Raw genomic sequence first — 22621 nt, 5'->3', positions numbered from 1 at the left:
CGTCACGGCCCGTCGGTGGCGCCGGGCGTGGGCGTGGCATCACCGGAACCATCCGTTCCGCTCTCCGTGGCACCGCCGGACGGGGTCCGGGACGGGCCGGGGGTGGCGGGCGCGGAGGTGCCGGGCGCGGCCGTGCCACCGGTGCCGCCCTCGGGGCCGGAGCCCTTGCCGGACCCGGACGTTCCGGACGAACCGGGCGTCGGTGCGGTCGACGCGTCGGCCGCGCCGTCCCCGCGGGAGGTGCGCGGGGACGGTGTCGGATCGCCGCCACCCCAGGAGGCGCCGGGGTTCCGGGACGGGGCGGCCGGGCCGCGGCGCGAGGGGCCGGGGGTGGACTGCGACCCGGAGGAGCCGCTCACGCCGTCGCTGACGGTGGTTCCGCTCCGGCTCTCCCCCCAGACGTTGGACACCGGGCCTCCGGAGTACATCTCGATCCCCGTGATGACGCTCATGGCGGTGACGAAGACCGCCAGCGCCCCGAGGACGTGGCGCCGCCTCCCGCGCAGCCGGGTGCCGTGCGTGGTCGGCTCGCCGTACTCGTCGGCCGCCCCCTTCCGCCGGAGCGTGACGGGCCCGGCGGGCCGCCGGGGCACCGTCTGGACCCGCACCTCCTTGATCTGCTCACCGGTGCGGTGGAACAGGTGCTGGAAGACGGTGCCGCCCGCGGTCGCCACCACGCTCATCACACCGGCGCCCAGGATCGTCCCGTAGACGCCCAGTTTGGAGGCGAGGACCGCGGCGGCGATGGCCGCCAGCGCGCTGCCGGCCACATGGGCCACGCTCAGCTCGATCCGTCCGCTTTTGTGTTGTCGGTCGCCGTCGGCGTTGCCGTGCATCTACCGCCTCGCTTGGACATTCGTTCCAGCCTGCAGGGAGAAGTGACCGATAAACGAAGCAGATCGTTCCGATTCTGTCGTTTCTGTGAAACTTGCCACCCAAATTGGGCCTTACTTCGAAGGATTCAGGCTCCGGTCCCCCTTCCGGCCATGAACTCGGCTGGCGTGCCGCTCCACCCGAGCGGCCCGAATGGAGTACTGTGGCGAGCCCTGGCCCCGCTTTCCCGTCCGGCCGCCCGGACCCAGCGGGAGGGGTCAGAAGGCGGCAACCAACCGGCCCGGGCAACTCGGCAAAGTTGTGGCAGGCTGCACCCGGGCAGGCCACACTCGTCTAGCGGGAGAGCAGCGACGCAACCGTGACGTCGGCAGGCACCACCCGGGAGGTTCCCATGCCCGAACTGCGTGTCGTGGCCGTCAGCAACGACGGCACACGGCTGGTGCTCAAGGCTGCGGACAGCACGGAGTACACGCTTCCCATCGACGAGCGACTGCGCGCCGCGGTGCGCAATGACCGCGCTCGGCTCGGCCAGATCGAGATCGAGGTCGAGAGCCATCTGCGGCCCCGTGACATCCAGGCCCGTATACGTGCCGGCGCCACCGCCGAAGAGGTCGCGCAGATGGCGGGCATCCCTGTCGATCGCGTGCGGCGCTTCGAGGGCCCGGTGCTCGCGGAGCGCGCCTTCATGGCCGAGCGCGCCCGTAAGACTCCCGTGCGCCGCCCCGGCGAGAACACCGGACCGCAGCTCGGCGAGGCCGTAGCGGAGCGGCTGCTGCTGCGCGGCGCCGAGAAGGACACCACGCAGTGGGACTCCTGGCGGCGCGACGACGGCACCTGGGAGGTGCTGCTGGTCTACCGGGTCGCCGGTGAGCCGCACTCGGCGAGCTGGACCTACGACCCGCCCCGGCGGCTGGTCCAGGCGGTGGACGACGAGGCGCGGGCGCTGATCGGCGAGGCCGACGACACGCCCGAGCCCAGCTTCCCGTTCGTGCCGCGGATCGCCCGGCTGCCGCGGGACCGGGATCGGGACCGCGACCGGCCGTCGTCCGAGCGCTTCGACGACGACTCCCCGGCGGCCACGCCCGCGTCCGCCTCGCTGGACGACGGTCTCGGTGAGCGGGACTCGCTCACCAGCCTGCTGGAGGCCGTGCCCAACTTCCGGGGCGACATGGTCGTGCCGGAGGCGCCGGTCGCGTCGGCCGCTCCGCCGGAGGAGCCCGACGAGGAGCCGGAGGCCGTCGAGCCGCCCGCCTCCGCGGCGAGCGCGGGTTCGGCGTACGCGGATGTGCTGATGCCGCGTTCGGTGGCGGGCCACCGCGACCGGCTGACCGGTACGACGGACCGGCAGGCGGAGGCGGACGGCGTCCGCCCGGGCCGCCGGGCCGCGGTGCCGAGCTGGGACGAGATCGTCTTCGGCACCCGCCGCAAGAAGCAGGAGTAGCAGCGGAGGAAGCCGCCGGCCGCACCACGGCCGGCGGCGGCCGATCCGGGCCCTGCCACCGCACGCCGGCGGCAGGGCCCGGCGGCGTGTTCAGCCCCGCTCGGGGCCGGTGGCCACCGGACGGCCGCCGTCCGAGGACCATTCGCTCCAGGAACCGACGTACAGGGCCGCCGGAACGCCCGCGACGGCCAGCGCCAGGACCTGGTGCGCGGCCGAGACCCCGGAGCCGCAGTACACCCCGACCTCGGCGTCCTCGGTGGCGCCCAGGGCCGCGAACCGCTCGGCCAGCCGGTCGGCGGGCAGGAAGTGACCGTCGGCGGTGACGTTCTCCACCGTGGGGGCGGAGACCGCGCCCGGGATATGGCCGCCGACGGGGTCGATGGGCTCGACCTCGCCCCGGTAGCGCTCGCCCGCGCGCGCGTCCAGCAGCACCCCGCGCCGCGCGAGCGACGCCGCATCGTCCGCCTCCAGCAGTGGCATGGCCCCTGGCCGCGGGACGAAGTCGCCCTCGGTCGCGTCCGGTTCATCGGTGGACAGGGCGCCGCCGACCGCCGTCCAGGCGGGCAGACCTCCGTCGAGCACCCTGACGGACGGATGCCCCGCCCAGCGCAGCAGCCACCACGCGCGCGCCGCGGCCCACCCCTGTCCGCCGTCGTACGCCACTACGCGCCGGTCCTGGCTCACTCCGGCCCGGCGCATCGCGACCGCGAACGCGGAAAGATCGGGCAGGGGGTGGCGGCCGGTCTTTCCGGGCGGGGCCGCGAGTTCGGTGTCGAGATCGACGTAGACGGCACCGGGCAGATGCCCCGCCTCGTATGCGGGGCGGCCAGGCGGCCCGCCGAGTTGCCAGCGCACATCGAGCAGGAGCGGAGGCTGCTCCTCCGCCAGCTCACTCATGAGATCGGATGCGGTGATGATGGCATGCATAGGAACCATCCTTGCGTAGATATCTCTGCGTCGATTGGACCACCCGGTCACCCGGTGTATGGCTGGGTGACACCAGACCGCAATGAAGCCGAAACGGACATGCGGTAGTAATTCAGACATTCTGCTGCGGGGCACGGCGAATTGCGGTTCCGCCAGGGCGCCATGTGCGACAGGTGGTGAAAACATCGGTCGGGCCCCCCGCATCAGCACCTCCGCACGACCGCCCCGCGCCGCCGACCGGCCCGGGGCCGCATGTCCACCACGATGGTCCGAGGAGAGATTGACGTATGACCGAGGCAGCGACTCGGCGCACACCGGGCACGCCCTGCTGGACGAGTCTGATGGTGCACAGCCTTGCCGCGACACAGGACTTCTACCACTCCCTGTTCGGCTGGGAGTTCACACCGGGCCCACAGCAGCTCGGCGCGTACGTCCGCGCGGTCCAGGGCGGCCGGCCGGTCGCCGGGTTGAGCGAGCTGCCTCCGGAACGCCATTTGCCCGTGGCCTGGACGACCTATCTGGCGTCCGACGACGCCGATGAGACCGCCGAGATGATCCGCGCCTGTGGCGGCACCGTGGCGGTGGGCCCGCTGGACGCCGACGAGGCCGGCCGGACGCTGATCGCCGCCGACCCCGAGGGCGCGGTGTTCGGGGTGTGGCAGGAGTCCACGTACACGGCGGAGGAGACCGGGGCGCCGGGCACCCCGGTCTGGCACGAGCTGCTGACCCGCGAGGGCACCGGGGTCCACAAGTTCTACCGGATGGTCTTCGGCTACCAGGCGGAGACGACGGCCGGGGAGGAGCCCGGCTGCCGCACCCTGCATCTGGACGGCCGGCCGGTCTGCGCGATCCAGAGCGTGGGCGACGCCCTGCCGCGCGACCGGGGCCCGTACTGGATGACGCACTTCGCGGTGGAGGATGTGGACGACACGGTGCGCCGGGTGACCGAGCTGGGCGGTCAGTTGGTGCGGCCGCCGTCGCGGGGAGCGACCGGCCACCGGGCCACGGTGCGGGACCCGGAAGGCGCCGCCTTCACCGTCGTACGGCGCGCCGAGGGATAGCCGGGAGCGCCGGCCGGAGGGCCAGGTGCTGAGGGGCTGATCAGCAGGGCACCCCTCAGTCGACGGGCAGCACATCCGGCGACAGGGCGGCGGCGCGCGCTCCGGCGGCCGTCACCCGGCGCCGGTGGTGACGTCGGCACAGCACCTCGTAACCGACCTCGCTCTCCGGCCGGTTGACGTCGCCCACGACGACCTGGGCGCCCTCGACGACCATCTGGCCGCCGACGGTACGGGCGTTGTGCGTCGCCCGGGCGCCGCACCAGCACAGCGCCTCCACCTGCAGCACCTCCACCCGGTCGGCGAGCTCCACCAGGCGCTGGGAGCCGGGGAAGAGCTTGCTGCGGAAGTCGGTGGTGATGCCGAAGGCGAAGACGTCCAGCTCCAGGTCGTCGACCACCCGGGCGAGTTGGTCGATCTGCGGCGGAATCAGGAACTGCGCCTCGTCCACGATGACGTAGTCGACCCGGCCCCCGGCGGTCAGCGCCTGGACCACATGGTCGTAGAAGTCCAGGTCGTCGGCGACCTCGACCGCCTCGGTGGCAAGACCCAGCCGGGAGGAGAGCTTGCCCTCGCCCGCCCGGTCGTCCCGGGTGTAGATCATGCCCTGGAGCCCTCGCGCCGAGCGGTTGTGCTGGATCTGCAGAGCGAGGGTGCTCTTTCCGCAGTCCATCGTTCCGGAAAAGAACACCAGCTCGGGCATGGGGAAGCGGAGCCTTTCGTAGGGCGGGGGTGAACGGGGGTGCTCAGGAGCGTACTTCGAGGAGCGGCACCAACTGCTCCACGGGGGTCATCGAACCGTGCAGCCCGACCATGGCGGACTCCTTCGGCTCGGTGTGCGAGGCGACGATCGCGACGTCGTCGCATGCGGCGGCCACGATATCGCCGATCCGCCGGTAGACCCGGTCGTCGACGCCCTTACCGCCGCCATCGGCACCGCCGGGCCCGCCGAACCAGCCCGCCTCGATGGCCTCGTCACGGCCGGCCACCCACATCCGCTCCCCCAGCACCTCACGCCAGACGGCCAGCACATCGCCCGCGGCGCCGGGGACGGCGTACACATGGCGGGCGCGGCCCTCGCCGCCCAGCAGCGAGACGCCCGCGCGCAGCTCCCAGTCCTCGTCGAAGTCGATGCGCGACTCCGGGTCGAAGGGGATGTCGATCATGCCGTGGTCGGCGGTGACATAGAGCGCCGAGCGGGGCGGGAGCTGTTCGGCGAGCCGCTGGGCGAGCCCGTCGACATAGCGGAGCTGACCACGCCACTCGGGCGAGTCCACGCCGAAGCGGTGCCCCTTGCCGTCCACCTCGCTGTAGTACGTGTAGACGAGCGAGCGGCCCGCGGCGCCGAGTTGCTCGGCCGCGAGGTCCATCCGCTCCTCACCGGTGAGCCGCCCGTGGAAGGTGCCGCCGCTCAGCGCGATCTTGGTGAGCGGGGTCTCGGCGAACGTCGGCGCGGAGACCTGGCAGGTGTGCACGCCCGCGGCGTCCGCGAGCTGGAAGACGGTCGGATACGGCTGCCAGGCGTGCGGATCCGTCCAGGGCTGCCAGCGCAACTGGTTCATCAGTTTGCCGGTGCCGGGGTCCCGCACCGTATAGCCGGGCAGGCCGTGGGCGCCGGGAGGCAGGCCGGTGCCCACCGAGGCGAGCGAGGTCGCGGTGGTGGACGGGAAGCCCGCGGTGAGCGGCTGCCCGGCACCGCCCAGCGAACTGGGCAGCAGCGAGGTCAGGAAGGGCGCCTCGCCGGGGTGGGCGCGCAGCAGCTCCCAGCCGAGGCCGTCGACCAGGAAGACGCAGACGCGGTCGGCGGGTGCGAGCGCCAGACCGGAGGAGAGCCCGGGGACCTCCTGGCCCGCGGCGACGGCGGGCAGCAGATCGGCGAGCGAGCCGGTGCCGTACTTCGGCAGGGGGGCGGAGCGGGGGTCGAGCGGGGTGGGCTCTGGCCAGAAGGAGGCGGCGGAGGGCAGCGGGCCGGTGGCGGAGCCGGACATCAGCGGCCGGTGTCCGGCGTGGCCGTGGTGGCCTCGGAGAGCGCCTGGGCGAAGGCCAGGGTCTGGCGGACGGTGTCGGGGCCGTCCCCCGCCTCGCTGACGCGCAGGCTGAGGTCGTCGGCGGTGGACGAGCCCGTGTAGCCGTGGTCGGCCTCGCAGTTGGGGTCGCCGCAGGCGGCGGGCTCCAGGTCGAGACGGCTGACGGCCCCCCAGCCGATGGTCAGCACCACCTCGCGGGGCAGCGTGCCCGGCGTGTACGACTCGGGGTTGGCCACGACCCGGCTGAGCACGACCGAGGAGATCCGCTGGAGCTTCACGGACTCGGTGGAGGTGGTGGCGTACGGCGACGGGGAGGTGCCGTCCGCGGCCTGCTCGTCGGTGTGGCTGACGATGAAGCGGTTCCCGGTGAGGACCAGGACCGTGACATGGCGGCGGACCTCGTTGGCGTCGAAGGTGGTCTCCTGATGGACCAGGTACGACACGATGGGCTCACCACCCACGGCGGCCTCCACCGCTTCGGCCACGAGTGCCGGGTAATAGCCGCTGCGCTCGATCGCCGCGCGCAGCCCCTGGGTCGTCGTACCGGTCTTCGCCATGTGCACCATCCTACGGGGCCGCGCCGACACCGGCGCCGGTGCCCGCCAAGGCGCCGGACGACTCAGTAGGCGGGCATGTGGCGGGGGCCCAGGTCGGTGCGCGGGGGCGGCGGGGCGAGCCGCGCCGAGGCGCCGAGCACGGAGAGGCCCTGCTGGGCGACGACGACGGGTTCGAGGTCGACGGCGACCATCTCGGGTTGGTCGTCCACCAGGCGGGACACCCGCAGCAGCAGTTCCTCCAGGGCCGCGGTGTCCACGGGCTTGGAGCCGCGCCAGCCGAACAGCAGCGGCGCGGTCCGGATGGACCGGATCAGCTCGGCGGCGTCCCGGCCGGTGACGGGGACGAGGCCGTGGGCGGTGTCGCCGAGCAGTTCGGAGGGGGCGCCGGCGAGCCCGAAGGAGAGCACGGCCCCGGCGGCGGGGTCGATGGCGGCCCGTACGACGGTGTCCACGCCGCGTGGCGCCATTCGCTGCACGACCAGCCCCAGTTCCTCGGGCCGGCCCAGGTAGTCGGTCAACTCGGCGTAGGCCCGGCGCAGTTCCGTCTCGCTGCCCAGCTCCAGCCGGACCCCGCCCAGGTCGGCGCGGTGGCGCAGATGGGCGGCGGTGGGCTTGAGCGCGACCGGGAAGCCGAGCCGCTCGGCGGCCCGCACGGCGGCGTCGGGGCCGGGCGCGGGGAGGGCGGGCAGCACGCTGACGCCGTAGCGGGCCAGGAGGCGCTGGGTGTCGGCGGCGGACAGCTCGACACCGAGGCCCGCGTCGTCGCCGGTTCCGCTGCCCGTGGCTTCGCCGGTCCCGCCGCCCTCACCGTCGCCGGGCCCGCCGCCCGCGCCGTCGCCCCCGGTGCCGTCGGCCGGGGCGAGCAGCACCTGGATGTCCGCGGCCGCACCCGCCTCGTCGATGTCGTCGTACTCGGGGACCCGCCCGGGCTCGGCGGCCTCCTGCCGCCAGTGCGCGTACCGCACGGCCTCGGCGAGCGCGCGCACGGCCCGCTCGGCGGCGGGGTAGGCGGGGATCCGGCGGGTGCCCGGGGCGGGCTCGCCGCCGGTGCCGGCCAGGGCCTCCGCGAGCTCCTGGATCTCCAGGTGGACCACCGCCACCGGCTTGGCCGGACCGGGCCCGGAAGCCTGGGCCGCCTCTCTTACGGCCGTCGCGAGGGCCTCCGCGCTGCCCTCGCCATCCCCGGGGCCGGCATTCCCGTCGCCGACCGAGGGGATGGCGGTGACGACGACGGCGTCGCAGGCGTCGTCGATAAGGGCCTCGGTCAGGGCGCGCCGGAAGTCGTCCGGGGCGGCGGCCGTGGTCAGGTCGCGGGGCGGCAGCGGGCGGAGCCCCTCGGTCAGGCAGGCGTCGTAGGTGATCAGGCCGAGCGACTCGGAGTTGCCGAGGATGGCGACGCGCGGACCGGCGGGCAGCGGCTGGGAGGCGAGCAGCACCCCGGTGTCGGCGAGTTCGGTGACGGTGTCGACCCGGATGACGCCCGCCTGCCGCAGCAGATCGGAGACGGTGGCGTCCGGGATCTGTGTGGTGGGCACGGCATGGCCGGTGGGGGCACTGCCGGTGTGGCGGGCGCCCTTGACGACGACCACCGGTTTGACGGCGGCGGTGCGCCGGGCGAGCCGGGTGAACTTGCGGGGATTGCCGATCGACTCCAGGTACATCAGGACGACGTCGGTGCGCGGATCGTCGTACCAGTACTGGAGGAGGTCGTTGCCCGAGACGTCGGCGCGGTTCCCCGCGGATACGAAGGTCGATATCCCCGCGATTCCGGCGAGGCTCGCCAGCCCGGCGCCGCGCCGGTGCAGCCCGGACAGCAGCGCGATGCCGATCGCCCCGGACTGGGTGAACAGGCCCAGCCGGCCGGGGTTGGGCAGTTGCGGGGACAGCGAGGCGTTCAGCCGGACGCCCTCGGCGGTGTTGCTGACGCCGAAGGCGTTGGGGCCGATGACGCGCATGCCGTACGACCGGGCCTGGCGGACGAGGTCGCGCTGCCGGTCGCGGCCCTCGCTCCCGCTCTCGGCGTATCCGGCGGAGAGCACGACGAGGCCCTGGACGCCGTGCTCGCCGCATTCGGCCACGACGGCGGGCACCCGCTCGGCGGGGACGGCGACGACGGCCAGGTCCACGGGCTCCTCTATGGCGCGCAGCGAGCGGTGGGCCGGGACGCCCTCGGGCTCCAGGTGCGCCATGTCGTCGGGGAAGGCGTGGTTGACGGCGTGGACGCGTCCCGTGAAGCCACCGTCCAGGAGGTTGCGCAGCACGGTGCGGCCGACGCCGCCGGGCGTGCGGCTGGTGCCGATGACGGCGACGGAGCCGGGCGCGAGCAGCCGCTGGACGGAGCGGGCCTCGGCCCGCTGCTCGCGGGCGCGCATGACGGCCAGGGAGCGGTCGGTGGGTTCGAGGTCGAATTCGAGGCGGACGACGCCGTCCTCGAAGCTGCGCTTCTGGGTATAGCCCGCGTCCGTGAACACCTTGATCATCTTGGTGTTGGCGGGCAGCACCTCGGCGGCGAACCGGCGGATGTCCCGCTCGCGCGCGACGGCGGCGATGTGTTCGAGGAGCGCGGAGGCCACCCCGCGGCCCTGGTGGGCGTCCTGGACGAGGAAGGCGACCTCGGCCTCGTCGGCGGGGGCCGCGGCCGGCATCCCCCGTCCGTCGATGCGGTCGTACCGCACGGTGGCGATGAACTCATCCCCCACGATGGCCGCCAGACCCACCCGGTCGACGTAGTCGTGGTGGGTGAAGCGGTGGACGTCGCGGTCGGAGAGGCGGGGGTAGGGCGCGAAGAAGCGGTAGTACTTCGACTCGTCCGAGACCCGCTCGTAGAAGCTGACCAGCCGTTGGGCGTCATCTGGGGTGATGGGACGGATCTGTGCCGTGCCGCCGTCCCGGAGCACCACATCGGCTTCCCAGTGGGTCGGGTAGGCGTGACGGTCCGACGGGCTCCGCATGGGGCCCAGGGTACGGGCCGGCCCGGTCCGGATGGTGGACACCCTTGCGTCGGGCCCAAGTGTCGAGGGAAGGTCCGTATCGGGCCAGTCCGGGCATGCCCGGGCCCACTCGGACATCGGCCGGGTGAATCCGGACACCGTATGATTTTGGTCTAGACAACAGCACCCGTCACACCTGAAGGGCAACACCATGGCTGAGCGCCGCGTCACCATCGGCTGGGCCGAGGGCCTGCACGCCCGCCCTGCGTCGATCTTCGTCCGGGCGGCCACCGCCGCAGGCGTCCCCATCACGATCGCCAAGGGCGACGGCACCCCGGTCAACGCCGCCTCCATGCTGGCCGTGCTGGGCCTCGGCGCCCAGGGCGGCGAGGAGGTCGTCCTCGCCTCCGACACGGACGATGCCGAGGTCGCGCTCGACCGGCTGGCGAAGCTCGTGGCGGAGGGCCTCGAGGAGCTTCCCGAGACCGTCTGATCCCCCTCTGATCCACCTGTGATTCCCGTGTGATTCCCGCGTGAATCAAGGATTCGGCACGGCGGGGCCGCGGTGACCATTACGGCCACCGCGGCCCCGCTGTTTTTCCGTTTCCACCCCGATCCGGAAGAGCGAGAACCGGGCGCCGCGAAAGCACGCAGAGAATTCCCGAGAGTTGTATACGGGATCGCTGTTAATTCCGGCCGCTCGCCGTGTTTACGGAATGTTTCGAAGCCCTCACCGGGATCGGGCGGCGCAGCCGGTATTCCGCCAGCGCGCGCTCGGTGTGCGCCGCGGCGAGCGCCCGCGCCCGGTCGGCGTCGCCGCGCGCCACCGCGTTCACCAGCGCACCGTGCTCCGCCCAGGACTCCACGGCCCGCGCGGCCGGGTCGGGGCGCCGGGCGCTCCCGGGCGGTACGGGCTGCGGCGCGGGAGCGGGCGCGTACACCCACGCGGTCTTGCGGCGCAGTTGGACGAGCATGGCGGCCAGGCTCGGGCTGCCGGACGCCTGGGCGAGCGTCTCGTGGAACCAGTCGCCCAGCGGCGGCAGCTCGCCGAGACGGCCGTGCTGGGCCCGCTCCCGGCCGAGCCGGACCAGCCCGCGCAACACCTTCAGATGGGCCTCGGTACGGCGCTGTGCGGCCCGTGCGGCGCCCAACGGCTCCAGCAGCGCCCGGATGTCCAGCAGATCGGCCGCCTCGCGCTCGGAGGGCTGGGCGACGCAGGCCCCCGCATGCCGCCGGGTCGTCACGAAGCCCTCGGACTCCAGGGTGCGCAGGGCCTCGCGGACCGGCACCCGCGAGACACCGTAGCGCCGGGCGAGAAGTTCCTCGGTGAGCCTGCTGCCGGGCTGATATGTGCCGGAGACGATGTCGTCGCGAATCGCCGTGCACACCGCATGCGCCGAAATCCGGCGACCGCCCTGGACCGCGGTCGTATCCCCGCTCATTTCCGGTCCCACATTGTCGAACCTCCGCCTTAACGCCCGCGAAACGCATCCATGGAACGCGCGTTGAACGACTCTATTCCAATCGGACGTCATTTCCGATGGCGGAGTGCATTTCATGGATATTTTTTGGTCAGCGGGCGGCGGCACGCCGAAGGCCCCGTCCGGTGGACGGGGCCTTCTCGGATTCTCGCGGGACCGCGGCGTGCGCGGCGTCTCGCGGGGTCGGACGTCCGCGGAGTCCGCGAGGTCAGACGTTGACGCCGTGCGAGCGCAGATACGCCAGGGGGTCGATGTCCGAGCCGTAGTCCGGGCTGGTGCGGGCCTCGAAGTGCAGATGCGGTCCGGTGACGTTGCCGGTGGCGCCCGACAGGCCGATCTGCTGGCCGGGGGTGACCTTCTGGCCGACCGAGACGCTGATGGACGACAGGTGGCCGTACTGGGTGTAGGTGCCGTCGTTCATCTTGATGACGACGTTGTTGCCGTAGGAGCCGCCCCAGCCCGCCTCGACGATCTCGCCCATGCCCACGGAGTGCACGGAGGTGCCGGAGGAGGCGTGGAAGTCGATGCCGGTGTGGCTGCCGGAGGACCACAGTCCGCTGGCCGCCTGGTAGCCGGTGGAGACGTAGGAGCCGGTGATCGGCGTCTCGAAGGTGTTGAGGCGCTTGCGCTCGGCCTCGCGCGCCGCGCGCTCCTTGGCCTCGCGCTCGGCTTTGGCCCTCTTCGCCGTGGCCTCCGCCTTTCTGGCGGCCTCCTGGCGGGCGATCGCCTCCGCCTTGGCCTTGGCGGCGGCCTGCTCGGCGGCGGTCTCCTGGGACTGCGCCTGGGCCTCGATCTGGTCCGCGATCCCGTCGCCGATCACGATCGCCTGGGTCAGACCGGCCTGCTGGGGGCTGGGGCCCGTGTCGGCCGCGAACGCCTGTCCGGTGATCCCGGCGACGACGCCCGAGGCGACGGTGGTGATGCCCACGACGTTCGCGCCGGTGCGGACGTTGACCTTGGTGGTGCGGCGGTGTTTCCCGGTGGCAGTGCGGGTGGACGCCATGCTGAGGCGCACTCCTTTCCTTCCTTCTCGCCTACCGGGTTAGCTGACGGGTTCGGAGCAGGAAGGTCTCCTACGGACTCCTCCCCCGGCCGGGGAAGGCGCCCGATTCACCCCTGGGGACGTGTGGGTCCCCGGCTCCCCTGGCTCGCGCCGTACGGGGACTCGGCGATGACTGTCCGTGCCGCGGGTGCGGCGGGTTGCTGGCGAACAGCCGGACTGACGCTAAACGGGCCCGCTTTCGATCACCAAACGGTTCCGGTTTTTTGTTGCTCTCCCCACAAACCAAACAAGCTGTCACTCCCGCAAATCGGGCATGAAGGAAGGACCCCGGCACCCTTATGGGGCCAGGGTCCTTCCGCTGTGAGCTCGTTGAGCGGACCGGCTGCCGGATCGTCAGCGGACCCGGATCGTCAGTGAGCCGGCCGGATCACCGGTTCTTGGTCCGGATCCGGCCAACTCCGGGCGGCTCAGCCCGAGATGACGCTCACCTCGCCGATGCCCAGCGCCCGGACCGGCTCCTCGATCGCCGAGGCGTCCCCGACCAGCACCGTGACCAGCCGGTCCGCCGGGAAGGCGGACACCACCGCGGCGGTCGCCTCCACCGTGCCGGTCTCCGCGAGGCGGGCGTACAACTGCGCCTGGAAATCGTCCGGAAGGTGCTGCTCGACCTGGTCGGCGAGAGTGCCCGCGACGGACGCCGCCGTCTCGTACTTCAGCGGGGCGACGCCCACCAGGTTCTGCACCGCGACATCGCGCTCCTCGTCGGTGAGCCCCTCCTCCTTCAGCGTGCGCAGCACCTTCCAGAGGTCCTCCAGCGCGGGCCCGGTGACCTCGGTGGCCACCGAGCCGCTGATCGCGAGCATCGCGGCGCCCGCGGAGCCGCCCGAGGGCGCCGGGGGCGCGGAGCGCAGCACCTGGCCGAAGGCGCGCACCCCGTAGGTGTAGCCCTTCTCCTCGCGCAGCACACGGTCGAGGCGGGAGGTGAGGGTGCCGCCGAGGCAGTACGTGCCGAGCACCTGCGCGGGCCAGATCCGGTCGTGGCGGTCGGCGCCGACGCGCCCGATGAGCAACTGGGTCTGCACCGCACCCGGCCGGTCGACGATCACCACACGGCCGAGGTCGTCCGCGACGATCGGGGGAACCGTGCGCGGCGCGCCCGCCCCGCCCGTCCAGGCGCCCAGGGTGTCGGCGAGGGCCCCGTCGAGGTCGACCCCGGTGAGGTCGCCCACGATGACGGCGGTGGCGGTGGAGGGGCGGACATGCGCCTCGTAGAAGGCCCGCACGGCCGCGGCGTCGATGCCCTCGATGGTCTCCTGGGTGCCCTGGCGCGGCCGGGACATCCGCGACTCGGCCGGGAAGAGGGCCGCGGAGAGGGCCATCGAGGCGCGGCGGGCCGGGTTGGCCAGCTCATGGGGGATCTCGTCCAGCCGGTTGCGCACCAGCCGCTCGACCTCGCCGTCCGGGAAGGCGGGGGCACGCAGGGCGTCGGCCAGCAGCCCGAGCGCCTTGGGCAGCCGGGAGACCGGGACCTCCAGGGAGACGCGGAGGCCGGGGTGGTCGGCATGCGCGTCCAGCGTGGCGCCGCAGCGCTCGAGCTCGGCGGCGAACTCCTCGGCGTCGTGCTTGTCGGTGCCCTCCGACAGGGCGCGCGCCATGATCGTGGCGACGCCTTCGATCCCGGCCGGCTCGGCGTCCAGCGGCGCCTCCAGATTGATCTCGACGGCGACGACCTGCTGGCCGGGGCGGTGGCAGCGCAGCACCGTAAGGCCGTTGGGCAGCTCACCGCGCTCGGGGGCCGGGAACGCCCACAGCTTGGGCGCGCCGCCCTTGGGCTGCGGGTGGAAGGTCATGGTCGCGGTGACGGCGTCGCTCACTGGGCCGCCTCCCCTTCTGCGTCGGTCTCGGCGGCTTCGGCGGTGTCGGCTGCGTCCTCGGCGCCCTGGACGGGCTCGTAGACCAGCACGGCGCGGTTGTCGGGGCGCAGCCGCGCCGCGGCCACGGCCCGCACCTCCTCGGCGGTGATGTCGAGCACCCGCTCCACGGCGGTCAGCGCCAACTGCGGGTCGCCGAAGAGCACGGCGTACCGGCAGAGCTCGTCGGCCCGGCCGCCGACCGTGGCCAGCCGGTCCAGCCACTCGCGCTCGATCTGCGCCTGCGCCCGCTCCATCTCCTGCGGGGTCGGCCCCTCCTCGGCGAAGCGGGCCAGCTCCTCGTCGACGGCGGTCTCGATGGCCGGCACCTCGACACCGCCGGAGGTCTTCACGTCCAGCCAGCCCAGCGAGGGGGCGCCGGACAGCCGCAGCAGGCCGAATCCGGCGGCCACGGCGGTGCGGTCGCGGCGCACCAGGCGGTTGTGGAGCCGGGAGGACTCCCCGCCGCCGAGGACGGTCAGCGCCAGATCGGCGGCGTCCGCCTCACGGGTGCCGTCGTGCGGCAGCCGGTAGGCGGCCATCAGGGCGCGGGCCGGGACCTCCTCCTCCACGACCTCGCGAAGCTGGTCGCCGATCACCTCCGGGAGCGTGCCGTCGCGGGGCGGCCGCTTGCCGTCGTGCGAGGGGATGGAGCCGAAGTACTTCTCGATCCAGGCGAGCGTCTGCTCGGGGTCGATGTCGCCCACGATCGACAGCACGGCGTTGTTCGGGGCGTAGTAGGTGCGGAAGAACTCCCGCGCGTCCTCCAGGGAAGCCGCGTCCAGGTCGGCCATGGAGCCGATCGGGGTGTGGTGGTACGGGTGGCCCTCGGGGTACGCCATGGAGACGAGCTTCTCGAAGGCGGTGCCGTACGGGACGTTGTCGTACCGCTGGCGGCGCTCGTTCTTGACGACGTCGCGCTGGTTCTCCAGGCTCTCCTCGTCCAGCGCGGTCAGGAGGGACCCCATCCGGTCGGCCTCCAGCCACAGGGCGAGCTCGACCTGGTGGGCGGGCATGGTCTCGAAGTAATTGGTGCGCTCGAAGCTGGTCGTGCCGTTGAGCGAGCCGCCGGCCCCCTGCACCAGCTCGAAGTGGCCGTTGCCGGTCACCTGCGCCGAGCCCTGGAACATCAGGTGCTCGAAGAGGTGAGCCAGGCCGGTGCGCCCCTTGACCTCATGGCGCGAGCCGACGTCGTACCACAGACAGACCGCGGCGACCGGGGTCAGATGGTCCTCGGAGAGCACCACGCGCAGGCCATTGGCCAGGCGGTGCTCGGTCGCTTTCAGGCCGCCGGAGCCGGCCTGCTGCGTGGCCGTGTGACCCATGGGCATGTACGTCCCTTCGATCGCGTGATGGAGCGCGTGCCAGCCGCATGCGCAGCGCTTCTGTCACTGTATGCAAGGGGACGGACATCTGGCGAAGTTCCGGTCCGTTCCCGTCCTCCCAAGCTGCCGCGAACCGTTTCCGCAGCCCCTCGGGCGCCGCACATCGCCCTTCGAGGGGCCGTCACACGGGGTTGCCGGACCCGGTTTCGGGACCCGCTCCGGGCCTTGCGACCCCGGGCCGTTCCACACTTGTCGGCGGCCCGGGCCACAATGGTCCGCGTCAGATCCCGCATCGGCAGTTGAAGGAGCCGCAAGCGCGATGGCCCGCCGCAGCACGAAGACCCCGCCGCCGGACGACTTCGAGGAGCGCATCCTCGACATCGACGTCGTCGACGAGATGCAGGGCTCCTACCTCGAGTACGCCTACTCGGTCATCTACTCGCGCGCGCTGCCCGACGCCCGTGACGGGCTGAAGCCCGTGCACCGCCGCATCCTCTACCAGATGAACGAGATGGGGCTGCGCCCCGAGCGCGGCTTCGTCAAGTGCGCCCGCGTCGTCGGCGAGGTGATGGGAAAGCTCCATCCGCACGGCGACGCGTCGATCTATGACGCGCTGGTGCGCATGGCGCAGCCGTTCTCCATGCGCCTGCCGATGGTCGACGGCCACGGGAACTTCGGCTCCCTGGGCAACGACGACCCGCCCGCCGCGATGCGGTACACCGAGTGCCGCATGGCGTCGGCGAGCTCGCTGATGACGGAGTCGATCGACGAGGAAACGGTCGACTTCTCCCCGAATTACGACGGCAGTGAGCAGGAGCCGGTCACCCTCCCCGCCGCCTATCCGAACCTGCTGGTCAACGGCACGTCCGGGATCGCGGTCGGCATGGCGACCAATATGCCGCCGCACAACCTTGGCGAGGTCATCGCCGCCGCCCGCCATCTCATCAGGCACCCGGGCGCGGACCTCGACACCCTGATGCGCCATGTGCCGGGCCCCGACCTGCCCACCGGCGGCCGGATCGTCGGCATGAGCGGCGTCCGGGACGCGTACGAGACCGGGCGCGGCACCTTCAAGATCCGCGCCACGGTGGCCGTGGAGGACGTGACGGCCCGCCGTAAGGGCCTCGTCGTCACTGAGCTGCCCTTCGCCGTGGGACCCGAGAAGGTCATCTCCAAGATCAAGGACCTGGTCGGCGCGAAGAAGCTGCAGGGCATCGCGGACGTCAAGGACCTCACCGACCGCGAGCACGGGCTGCGGCTGGTCATCGAGATCAAGAACGGCTTCAACCCCGAGGCCGTGCTGGAGCAGCTCTACAAGCTCACGCCGATGGAGGAGTCCTTCGGCATCAACAACGTGGCGCTGGTGGACGGCCAGCCGCTCACGCTGGGGCTGAAGGAGCTGCTGGAGGTCTATCTCGACCACCGCTTCAACGTGGTCCGGCGGCGCAGCGAGTTCCGCCGCACCAAGCGGCGCAACCGGCTGCACCTGGTCGAGGGCCTGCTGGTGGCCCTCCTCGACATCGACGAGGTCATCCGCCTCATCCGGCAGAGCGACAACGCGGCGGAGGCCAAGCGGTCCCTCATCCAGCGCTTCGGCCTCTCCGAGGTCCAGACGCAGTACATCCTGGACACTCCGCTGCGCAGGCTGACCAAGTTCGACCGGCTGGAGCTGGAATCGGAGCGCGACCGGCTCAACACCGAGATCGAGGAGCTGACCCGGATCCTCGACTCCGACGCCGAGCTGCGCAAGCTGGTCTCCGGCGAACTGGCCGCGGTGGCCAAGAAGTTCGGCACCCCGCGCCGCACGGTGCTGCTGGAGTCGTCGAACGCACCGGTGACCGCGGTGCCGCTGGAGGTCGCGGACGACCCCTGCCGGGTGCTGCTGTCCTCCACCGGGCTGCTGGCCCGTACCGCCGACGGCGAGCCGTTCCCGGTCGAGGGGAAGGCCAAGCGCGCCAAGCACGATGTGATCCTCTCGGCGGTCCCGGCGACGGCCCGGGGATCCGTGGGGGCGGTGACCTCGACCGGGCGGCTGCTGCGGCTCACGGTGATCGACCTCCCGATGCTCCCGGAGTCGGCCGGGCCGCCCAATCTGGCGGGCGGAGCGCCCATCGCCGAGTTCCTCTCCCTGGAGGAGGGCGAGGAGCTGATCTGCCTCACCACCCTGGACGAGTCCTCACCGGGGCTCGCGATCGGCACGGAGCAGGGCGTCGTCAAGCGCGTGGTTCCCGACTACCCAGCCAACAAGGACGAGTTGGAGGTCATCGGCCTCAAGGAGGGCGACCGGATCGTGGGCGCGGTGGAGCTGCGCACCGGCGAGGAGGATCTGGTCTTCATCACCGACGACGCCCAGTTGCTGCGCTACGCGGCGAGCCAGGTGCGGCCGCAGGGCCGCGCCGCGGGCGGCATGGCGGGCGTCAAGCTCGCCTCCGGCGCCAAGGTGATCTCGTTCACGGCCGTCGACCCGGCGAGCGACGCGGTGGTCTTCACGATCGCGGGCTCGAGCGGCACGCTCGATGACTCGGTGCAGCAGTCGGCAAAGCTCACCCCCTTCGACCAGTACCCGCGCAAGGGCCGGGCCACGGGCGGGGTGCGCTGTCATCGGTTCCTGAAGGGCGAGGACATCCTGGTCCTGGCCTGGGCGGGTGCGACCCCGGCCCGCGCGGCGGGGGCGAACGGCACCCCGGCGGCGCTGCCGGAGATCGACCCGCGCCGGGACGGCTCGGGTGAGCCGCTCGCCAAGCCGGTGACGGTGGTGGCCGGGCCGGTGTAGCCCGGCACGAGCAGGACGAGCGCGCAGCAGGGGCGCGGCACCGCGAGGGTGCCGCGCCCCTTGCCGTTCACCGGCCCCTGCGGCCTTCGCGGGCACCCTCACCGTTCACAGGCCCCCGCGGCGTTCACGGGCCACCGCGCCGTTCACTCCCCCGGCCCCGGCGCCCTGGGACGGCGGAAGGCTTGCGGAAGGCCCCGACCCTCGCGGACGGCGGAAGGCCGCGGCACACCTTTCAGTGGCCGCTGCCGTTGCGCCGGGCACGCAACTGCCGGAGGGCGAGGCGCGCACCGGCGTGGCCACGGTCCGCCGCCCGCCGGAAGTGCCGCTCCGCCTCGCCCAGTTCACCATGGTCCAGATGGACGGTGCCGAGCACCACCATGGCCGAGAGGTCACCCGTCGCGGCGGCCTTGCCGAGCCAGTGGACCGCCTCGGCGTACGCGCCCCGCTCGCCCAGCCCGATGCCGTAGACGGTCATCCCCCGCGGATCACCGGCCTCGGCCGCCTTACGGGCGAGCGATTCGGGAATCGGCCGCCCCTCGTCGTAGGCCGCCCGCACCATCGCCCTCAGCCCGGGGTCCAGCGAGCGCGCCCCGCGTCTCCCCCGGCGCCTGCGCCACCGCGCCCATAAACCGCCCATATCCGCCCCCTCCGCCCCCGAAGCGCCATTGTCGCGCCCGGCTCCCACTCCATGGAACGGCAGGCACGCGGCGGGATGCGGACTGCCGCCCTCCGCCGCATGCGGACCGTAAGGCGCCCATGCGGCTCCCGCCGCTCGTTCTTCCGGGGGCTCCGGTACGCACACGGCGCGCGCTCACGGCTCCGGTGCGCACGATCGATCAAGAGAGGTTAGGCTTACCTTCGTGAGCACGTGCGCGACCGCTTCCCGCGACCTGTCCGAGCCGCTCGCCGGGACGGCGGCCACCGCCCCCACCTGGCTGCTGGTGGAACAGCCCGGGCCCTGGGGCACCGAGGCCCTCACCGCCAGCAGGCTCGACAGGGCCCTCGGACGCGCGCTGGAGCGCGCCGCCGAGGGCACCGGTGTACGGGTCGCGCTGATCCGCCGCCCCGGCCGTCACGCCGATCTGCACACCGGCGCCCGGCACCGGGTGTTCGTGGCCCACACCCGGCCCGGCCGTTCCTGGATCCGTACCACCGCCCTGGACGACCCCGCAGGGCTGCTCGGCCTGGACTTCACCGCGCTGGGCGCGGGCGACCCCGACGGGCTCACCCTGAGCCCCCACGACCCCGCGGCCTGGGAGGAGTACACCGGCGATCCGCTGGTGCTGGTGTGCACCAACGGCAAGCGCGACCGCTGCTGCGCCCTCCTCGGCCGCCCGCTGGCCGGTGAGCTGGCCGCCTCCGGTGTCCACGGCACCTGGGAGATCACCCATATCGGCGGCCATCGCTTCTCCCCCACTCTCGTCGTGCTGCCGCACGGCTACACCTACGGCCGTGCCACCGCGCAAGGCGTCAAGGACGTCATCGAGGCACTGCGGCAGGGCCGGGTGGTCACCGAGGGCTGCCGTGGCCGCTCCGCCTGGGAGCGCCCCGGCCAGGCGGCGGAGCTGGCCGTCCGCGAGCTGACCGGCGAGGACGGGGCGGACGCGCTGACCGTCGCAGGGACCGAGGGCGAGGCCCCGGTCTGGTCCGTGACCGTCGCGCACCGCGACGGCCGGGCCTGGCGGGTGAGCGTCGCCCAGGTCGCCGCGGCGCCGCCGCGGCCGGAGAGCTGCGGCTTGCCCCTGGGCTCCCCGGCCCGGATGGAGGTCGTCGGGATCCGGGCCGCCCGGCAGCCCGCGCATGGCGTCCGGGCGATGGCCGCCGGCCGTCTCTGAGCCCACGCCCCGCCCCCGTCGCACACTCCGAGATCGCCGCCCCTCTCTCGGAAAACCCATGCCACCCCGGGATCGCCGCTCCCCGGCCCCCTTCACCGGGTCCTGACGCGACTCCTCCGGCCCGCCCTTGGTTACCCTTCGTTGCCATGAGCGCCGCGATACCGCCGGGGCCGGCAGCCACGGCCACAAGGTGGCGCATCGGCTGGCCCCGACGCGTCTTCTCCCAGGTCCTGCTGATGCAGCTGGCCATCGCCACGGGTGTCACCGTGCTCGCGACCGGCCTCTTCCTCGCGCCGCTCAGCGACCACCTCGACGACCAGGCCATGCACCGCGCCCTCGCCATAGCCCAGACCACGGCCGCCGAGCCCCGGCTGGCCGAGGCGCTCCAGCACACCCGGCCCACCGCCGACGGCCCCGTGCAGACCGAGGCGGAGCGCATCCGCCGGGCGACCGGCGCCGAATACGTCGTGATCATGGATCGGCGTGGGGTGCGCTGGTCACATACCTCCCCGGGCGAGATCGGGAAGCATGTCTCCACCGACCCCACCGACGCCATAGAGGGCCGGGAGATCATGGAGATCGACGAGGGCACCCTCGGCCGCTCGGCCCGCGGCAAGGTGCCGCTGCGCGCCGAGGCAGGCCAAATCGTGGGCGCCGTCTCGGTGGGCATCGCCTACGAGAGCGTGCGCGCCCGGCTCGTCGCCTCGGTCCCGGAGATGCTCGCCTACGCGGGCGGCGCGCTCGCCGTCGGCGCCCTGGCGGCGTATGTGGTCGCCCGCCGGCTCCAGCGACGCACCCATGACCTGGCCTTCTCCGATATCTCCGCGCTGCTCGCCGAGCGCGAGGCGATGCTGCACGGCATCCGGGAAGGCGTCGTCGCCCTCGACGCCCACGGCCGCATCCGGCTGATCAACGACGAGGCGCAGCGGCTGCTGGACCTGTGTCCCGAGGACACCGGTCAGTCCCTGGAGGCGGTGCTCGCCCCGGGCCGTACGACCGATGTGCTGTCCGGCCGGGTCACCGGCGCCGATCTGCTGACCGTCAGCGGCGGCCGGGTGCTGGTCGCCAACCGGATGCCGACGGACGACGGCGGTGCGGTGGTCACTCTCCGCGACCGCACCGAACTGGAGCGGCTGGGCCGCGAGCTGGACGGCACCCGGGGGCTGATCGACGCCCTGCGGGCGCAGGACCATGAGCACGCCAACCGGATGCACACCCTCCTGGGCCTGCTCGAACTCGAACTGCACGACGAGGCGATGGAGTTCATCACCGAGGCGATCGGGGTGCACCGGGCCACCGCCGAGCAGGTCACCGAGCGGGTGCACGATCCGCTGCTGGCCTCCCTGCTGGTCGGCAAGGCCACGGTCGCCACCGAACGCGGGGTCTCGCTGTCCGTCGCCGAGGACAGCCTGCTGCCCAACCGGCTGGTGGACCCGCCGGGGCTGGTGACGATCGTCGGCAATCTCATCGACAACGCCCTGGACGCGGCGGTCGGTTCACGGGAGCCGCACGTCGAGGTGGAGCTGTGCGCGGACGACCGTACGGTGCTGCTGCGGGTCTCCGACACCGGCCCCGGGATCCCCGCCGACCGGCGCGATGTGGTCTTCACCGAGGGCTGGTCGACCAAGGAGCCGCCCGCGCACGGCAAGCGCGGCATAGGGCTCGCGCTGGTCCGCCGTCTGGCCGGACGCCAGGGTGGCAGCGTCCGCGTGTCCGACCGTGAGGGCGGGGGCGCGGAGTTCACCGTCGTCCTCCCCGAGGCGCTGACCGAACAGCCGGCCGGGGCGCCGCTGACCGCGACAGGAGAGCCGCGATGACCCTTGGATCCGGACCGGGCGGGCTTCTGGAGGTGCTGGTCGTGGACGACGACATCCGGGTGGCCCGGGTCAACGCCGCGTACGTCGCGAAGATGGCCGGTTTCCGCGTCGCGGGGCAGTCGCACTCCGCCGCCGAGGCGCTGGCCGTCCTGGAGACCACCCCCGTCGACCTGGTGCTGCTCGACCACTATCTGCCGGATGAGACGGGGCTGTCCCTGGTGCGGCGGCTGCGGCAGCTCGGCCACCACACCGACATCATCATGGTGACCGCGGCCCGCGATATCGCGACCGTCCAGGCGGCGATGCGCCATGGTGCGCTGCAGTACCTGGTCAAGCCCTTCACCTTCGCGGGGCTGCGCGCCAAGTTGGAGGGGTACGCGGCGCTGCGCCGCGCGCTGGAGGGCGACGGCGAGGCCGGGCAGGACCAGGTGGACCGGATCTTCGGCGCCCTCGGCGGCGCCTCGGCCGGCCCCGCGGAGCTGCCCAAGGGCCACTCGGTGCTCACCGCAGATCTCGTACGGGAGGTGCTGCGGGGCGCCGAGGGCCCGCTGTCGGCGCAGGAGGTGGCCGAGCGCTCCTCGCTCAGCCGACAGACCGCACAGCGCTATCTGAAGCTGCTGGAGCGCACGGGGCGGGTGCGGCTCAGCCTGAAATACGGCGAGACCGGCCGCCCCGAGCACCGGTATGTGTGGGTCTGAACCCT

18 protein-coding genes and 1 riboswitch are annotated in these 22621 nt (G+C 72.9%); of the genes, 7 read left to right on the top strand and 11 right to left on the bottom strand.

Annotated elements, in window-relative coordinates; translation table 11 throughout:
- Positions 1–2 precede the first annotated feature (2 nt).
- Complete coding sequence (locus tag STRVI_RS09420; RefSeq protein WP_014055407.1) at positions 3–836, bottom strand: hypothetical protein; 834 nt, start codon at positions 834–836, stop codon at positions 3–5.
- A 356-nt stretch (positions 837–1192) separates the two neighbouring features.
- Between STRVI_RS09420 and sepH the strand changes: the two genes are divergently transcribed.
- On the top strand, positions 1193–2275 hold the full coding sequence (gene sepH, locus STRVI_RS09415) for a septation protein SepH (protein ID WP_078505186.1): 1083 nt from the start codon (positions 1193–1195) through the stop codon (positions 2273–2275).
- A gap of 90 nt (positions 2276–2365) precedes the next feature.
- Here the strand turns inward: sepH and STRVI_RS09410 are convergent, their stop codons facing one another.
- Positions 2366–3202: a sulfurtransferase gene (locus tag STRVI_RS09410; protein WP_014055405.1), complete on the bottom strand. Its 837-nt coding sequence runs from the start codon at positions 3200–3202 to the stop codon at positions 2366–2368.
- A 287-nt stretch (positions 3203–3489) separates the two neighbouring features.
- Between STRVI_RS09410 and STRVI_RS09405 the strand changes: the two genes are divergently transcribed.
- On the top strand, positions 3490–4263 hold the full coding sequence (locus tag STRVI_RS09405; protein ID WP_014055404.1) for a VOC family protein: 774 nt from the start codon (positions 3490–3492) through the stop codon (positions 4261–4263).
- A gap of 55 nt (positions 4264–4318) precedes the next feature.
- Here the strand turns inward: STRVI_RS09405 and STRVI_RS09400 are convergent, their stop codons facing one another.
- From STRVI_RS09400 to STRVI_RS09385, 4 genes are all read right to left on the bottom strand, one after another.
- Positions 4319–4963, bottom strand: a complete 645-nt coding sequence (locus STRVI_RS09400; RefSeq protein WP_014055403.1) for a thymidine kinase — start codon at positions 4961–4963, stop codon at positions 4319–4321.
- Between the two features lie 43 nt (positions 4964–5006).
- A complete protein-coding gene (locus tag STRVI_RS09395; protein WP_014055402.1) occupies positions 5007–6248 on the bottom strand; it encodes an alkaline phosphatase family protein in 1242 nt (413 codons plus the stop codon).
- Positions 6248–6844, bottom strand: a complete 597-nt coding sequence (locus tag STRVI_RS09390; protein WP_014055401.1) for a DUF5998 family protein — start codon at positions 6842–6844, stop codon at positions 6248–6250. Before STRVI_RS09390 ends, STRVI_RS09395 begins: the two co-directional genes overlap by 1 nt.
- 62 nt (positions 6845–6906) lie before the next feature.
- Entirely contained in the window at positions 6907–9795 is a 2889-nt protein-coding gene (locus STRVI_RS09385) for a bifunctional acetate--CoA ligase family protein/GNAT family N-acetyltransferase (RefSeq protein ID WP_050993913.1), read from the bottom strand.
- Between the two features lie 190 nt (positions 9796–9985).
- On the opposite strand from STRVI_RS09385, the gene STRVI_RS09380 reads away from it, so the two are divergent.
- Positions 9986–10267, top strand: coding sequence for an HPr family phosphocarrier protein (locus tag STRVI_RS09380; RefSeq protein WP_014055399.1), 282 nt, complete (start codon positions 9986–9988; stop codon positions 10265–10267).
- Between the two features lie 193 nt (positions 10268–10460).
- Here the strand turns inward: STRVI_RS09380 and STRVI_RS09375 are convergent, their stop codons facing one another.
- The 4 genes from STRVI_RS09375 to STRVI_RS09360 form a co-directional block, all read right to left on the bottom strand.
- Positions 10461–11216: a GntR family transcriptional regulator gene (locus STRVI_RS09375; RefSeq protein WP_050993644.1), complete on the bottom strand. Its 756-nt coding sequence runs from the start codon at positions 11214–11216 to the stop codon at positions 10461–10463.
- A 247-nt stretch (positions 11217–11463) separates the two neighbouring features.
- Positions 11464–12258, bottom strand: coding sequence for a M23 family metallopeptidase (locus STRVI_RS09370; RefSeq protein WP_014055397.1), 795 nt, complete (start codon positions 12256–12258; stop codon positions 11464–11466).
- Positions 12259–12272: 14 nt separating this feature from the next.
- A riboswitch (cyclic di-AMP (ydaO/yuaA leader) is annotated at positions 12273–12436 on the bottom strand.
- Between the two features lie 289 nt (positions 12437–12725).
- Positions 12726–14108, bottom strand: a complete 1383-nt coding sequence (locus STRVI_RS09365) for a M16 family metallopeptidase (protein ID WP_043238307.1) — start codon at positions 14106–14108, stop codon at positions 12726–12728.
- A 20-nt stretch (positions 14109–14128) separates the two neighbouring features.
- Positions 14129–15499, bottom strand: coding sequence for a M16 family metallopeptidase (locus STRVI_RS09360; RefSeq protein ID WP_014055395.1), 1371 nt, complete (start codon positions 15497–15499; stop codon positions 14129–14131).
- Between the two features lie 313 nt (positions 15500–15812).
- On the opposite strand from STRVI_RS09360, the gene STRVI_RS09355 reads away from it, so the two are divergent.
- Entirely contained in the window at positions 15813–18266 is a 2454-nt protein-coding gene (locus tag STRVI_RS09355; protein WP_014055394.1) for a DNA gyrase/topoisomerase IV subunit A, read from the top strand.
- Between the two features lie 232 nt (positions 18267–18498).
- Here the strand turns inward: STRVI_RS09355 and STRVI_RS09350 are convergent, their stop codons facing one another.
- Positions 18499–18903 (bottom strand): sel1 repeat family protein, encoded by a 405-nt coding sequence (locus STRVI_RS09350; protein WP_014055393.1) that lies wholly within the window; start codon positions 18901–18903, stop codon positions 18499–18501.
- A 223-nt stretch (positions 18904–19126) separates the two neighbouring features.
- Here STRVI_RS09350 and STRVI_RS09345 point away from each other — a divergent pair, with 223 nt between their 5' ends.
- The 3 genes from STRVI_RS09345 (at position 19127) to STRVI_RS09335 (ending at position 22616) form a co-directional block, all read left to right on the top strand.
- Positions 19127–20101 (top strand): sucrase ferredoxin, encoded by a 975-nt coding sequence (locus tag STRVI_RS09345; RefSeq protein ID WP_014055392.1) that lies wholly within the window; start codon positions 19127–19129, stop codon positions 20099–20101.
- Positions 20102–20247: 146 nt separating this feature from the next.
- Positions 20248–21918: an ATP-binding protein gene (locus STRVI_RS09340; protein WP_078505184.1), complete on the top strand. Its 1671-nt coding sequence runs from the start codon at positions 20248–20250 to the stop codon at positions 21916–21918.
- Positions 21915–22616, top strand: a complete 702-nt coding sequence (locus tag STRVI_RS09335) for a response regulator (protein ID WP_014055390.1) — start codon at positions 21915–21917, stop codon at positions 22614–22616. Before STRVI_RS09340 ends, STRVI_RS09335 begins: the two co-directional genes overlap by 4 nt.
- Positions 22617–22621: the final 5 nt, after the last annotated feature.

Origin of the sequence: Streptomyces violaceusniger Tu 4113 (assembly GCF_000147815.2) — a bacterium.
GTDB lineage: Bacteria > Actinomycetota > Actinomycetes > Streptomycetales > Streptomycetaceae > Streptomyces > Streptomyces violaceusniger_A.
Note: the sequence above shows the minus strand (reverse complement) of the source record. Positions and strands in the feature narration are given on the sequence as shown.

Coding starts and splice junctions, on each gene's coding strand:
- STRVI_RS09420 (WP_014055407.1), bottom strand. CDS start 836: ATGCACGGCAACGCCGACGGCGACCGACAACACAAAAGCGGACGGATC.
- STRVI_RS09410 (WP_014055405.1), bottom strand. CDS start 3,202: ATGCATGCCATCATCACCGCATCCGATCTCATGAGTGAGCTGGCGGAG.
- STRVI_RS09405 (WP_014055404.1), top strand. CDS start 3,490: ATGACCGAGGCAGCGACTCGGCGCACACCGGGCACGCCCTGCTGGACG.
- STRVI_RS09400 (WP_014055403.1), bottom strand. CDS start 4,963: ATGCCCGAGCTGGTGTTCTTTTCCGGAACGATGGACTGCGGAAAGAGC.
- STRVI_RS09395 (WP_014055402.1), bottom strand. CDS start 6,248: ATGTCCGGCTCCGCCACCGGCCCGCTGCCCTCCGCCGCCTCCTTCTGG.
- STRVI_RS09390 (WP_014055401.1), bottom strand. CDS start 6,844: ATGGCGAAGACCGGTACGACGACCCAGGGGCTGCGCGCGGCGATCGAG.
- STRVI_RS09385 (WP_050993913.1), bottom strand. CDS start 9,795: ATGCGGAGCCCGTCGGACCGTCACGCCTACCCGACCCACTGGGAAGCC.
- STRVI_RS09380 (WP_014055399.1), top strand. CDS start 9,986: ATGGCTGAGCGCCGCGTCACCATCGGCTGGGCCGAGGGCCTGCACGCC.
- STRVI_RS09375 (WP_050993644.1), bottom strand. CDS start 11,216: ATGAGCGGGGATACGACCGCGGTCCAGGGCGGTCGCCGGATTTCGGCG.
- STRVI_RS09370 (WP_014055397.1), bottom strand. CDS start 12,258: ATGGCGTCCACCCGCACTGCCACCGGGAAACACCGCCGCACCACCAAG.
- STRVI_RS09365 (WP_043238307.1), bottom strand. CDS start 14,108: ATGACCTTCCACCCGCAGCCCAAGGGCGGCGCGCCCAAGCTGTGGGCG.
- STRVI_RS09360 (WP_014055395.1), bottom strand. CDS start 15,499: ATGCCCATGGGTCACACGGCCACGCAGCAGGCCGGCTCCGGCGGCCTG.
- STRVI_RS09355 (WP_014055394.1), top strand. CDS start 15,813: ATGGCCCGCCGCAGCACGAAGACCCCGCCGCCGGACGACTTCGAGGAG.
- STRVI_RS09350 (WP_014055393.1), bottom strand. CDS start 18,903: ATGGGCGGTTTATGGGCGCGGTGGCGCAGGCGCCGGGGGAGACGCGGG.
- STRVI_RS09340 (WP_078505184.1), top strand. CDS start 20,248: ATGAGCGCCGCGATACCGCCGGGGCCGGCAGCCACGGCCACAAGGTGG.
- STRVI_RS09335 (WP_014055390.1), top strand. CDS start 21,915: ATGACCCTTGGATCCGGACCGGGCGGGCTTCTGGAGGTGCTGGTCGTG.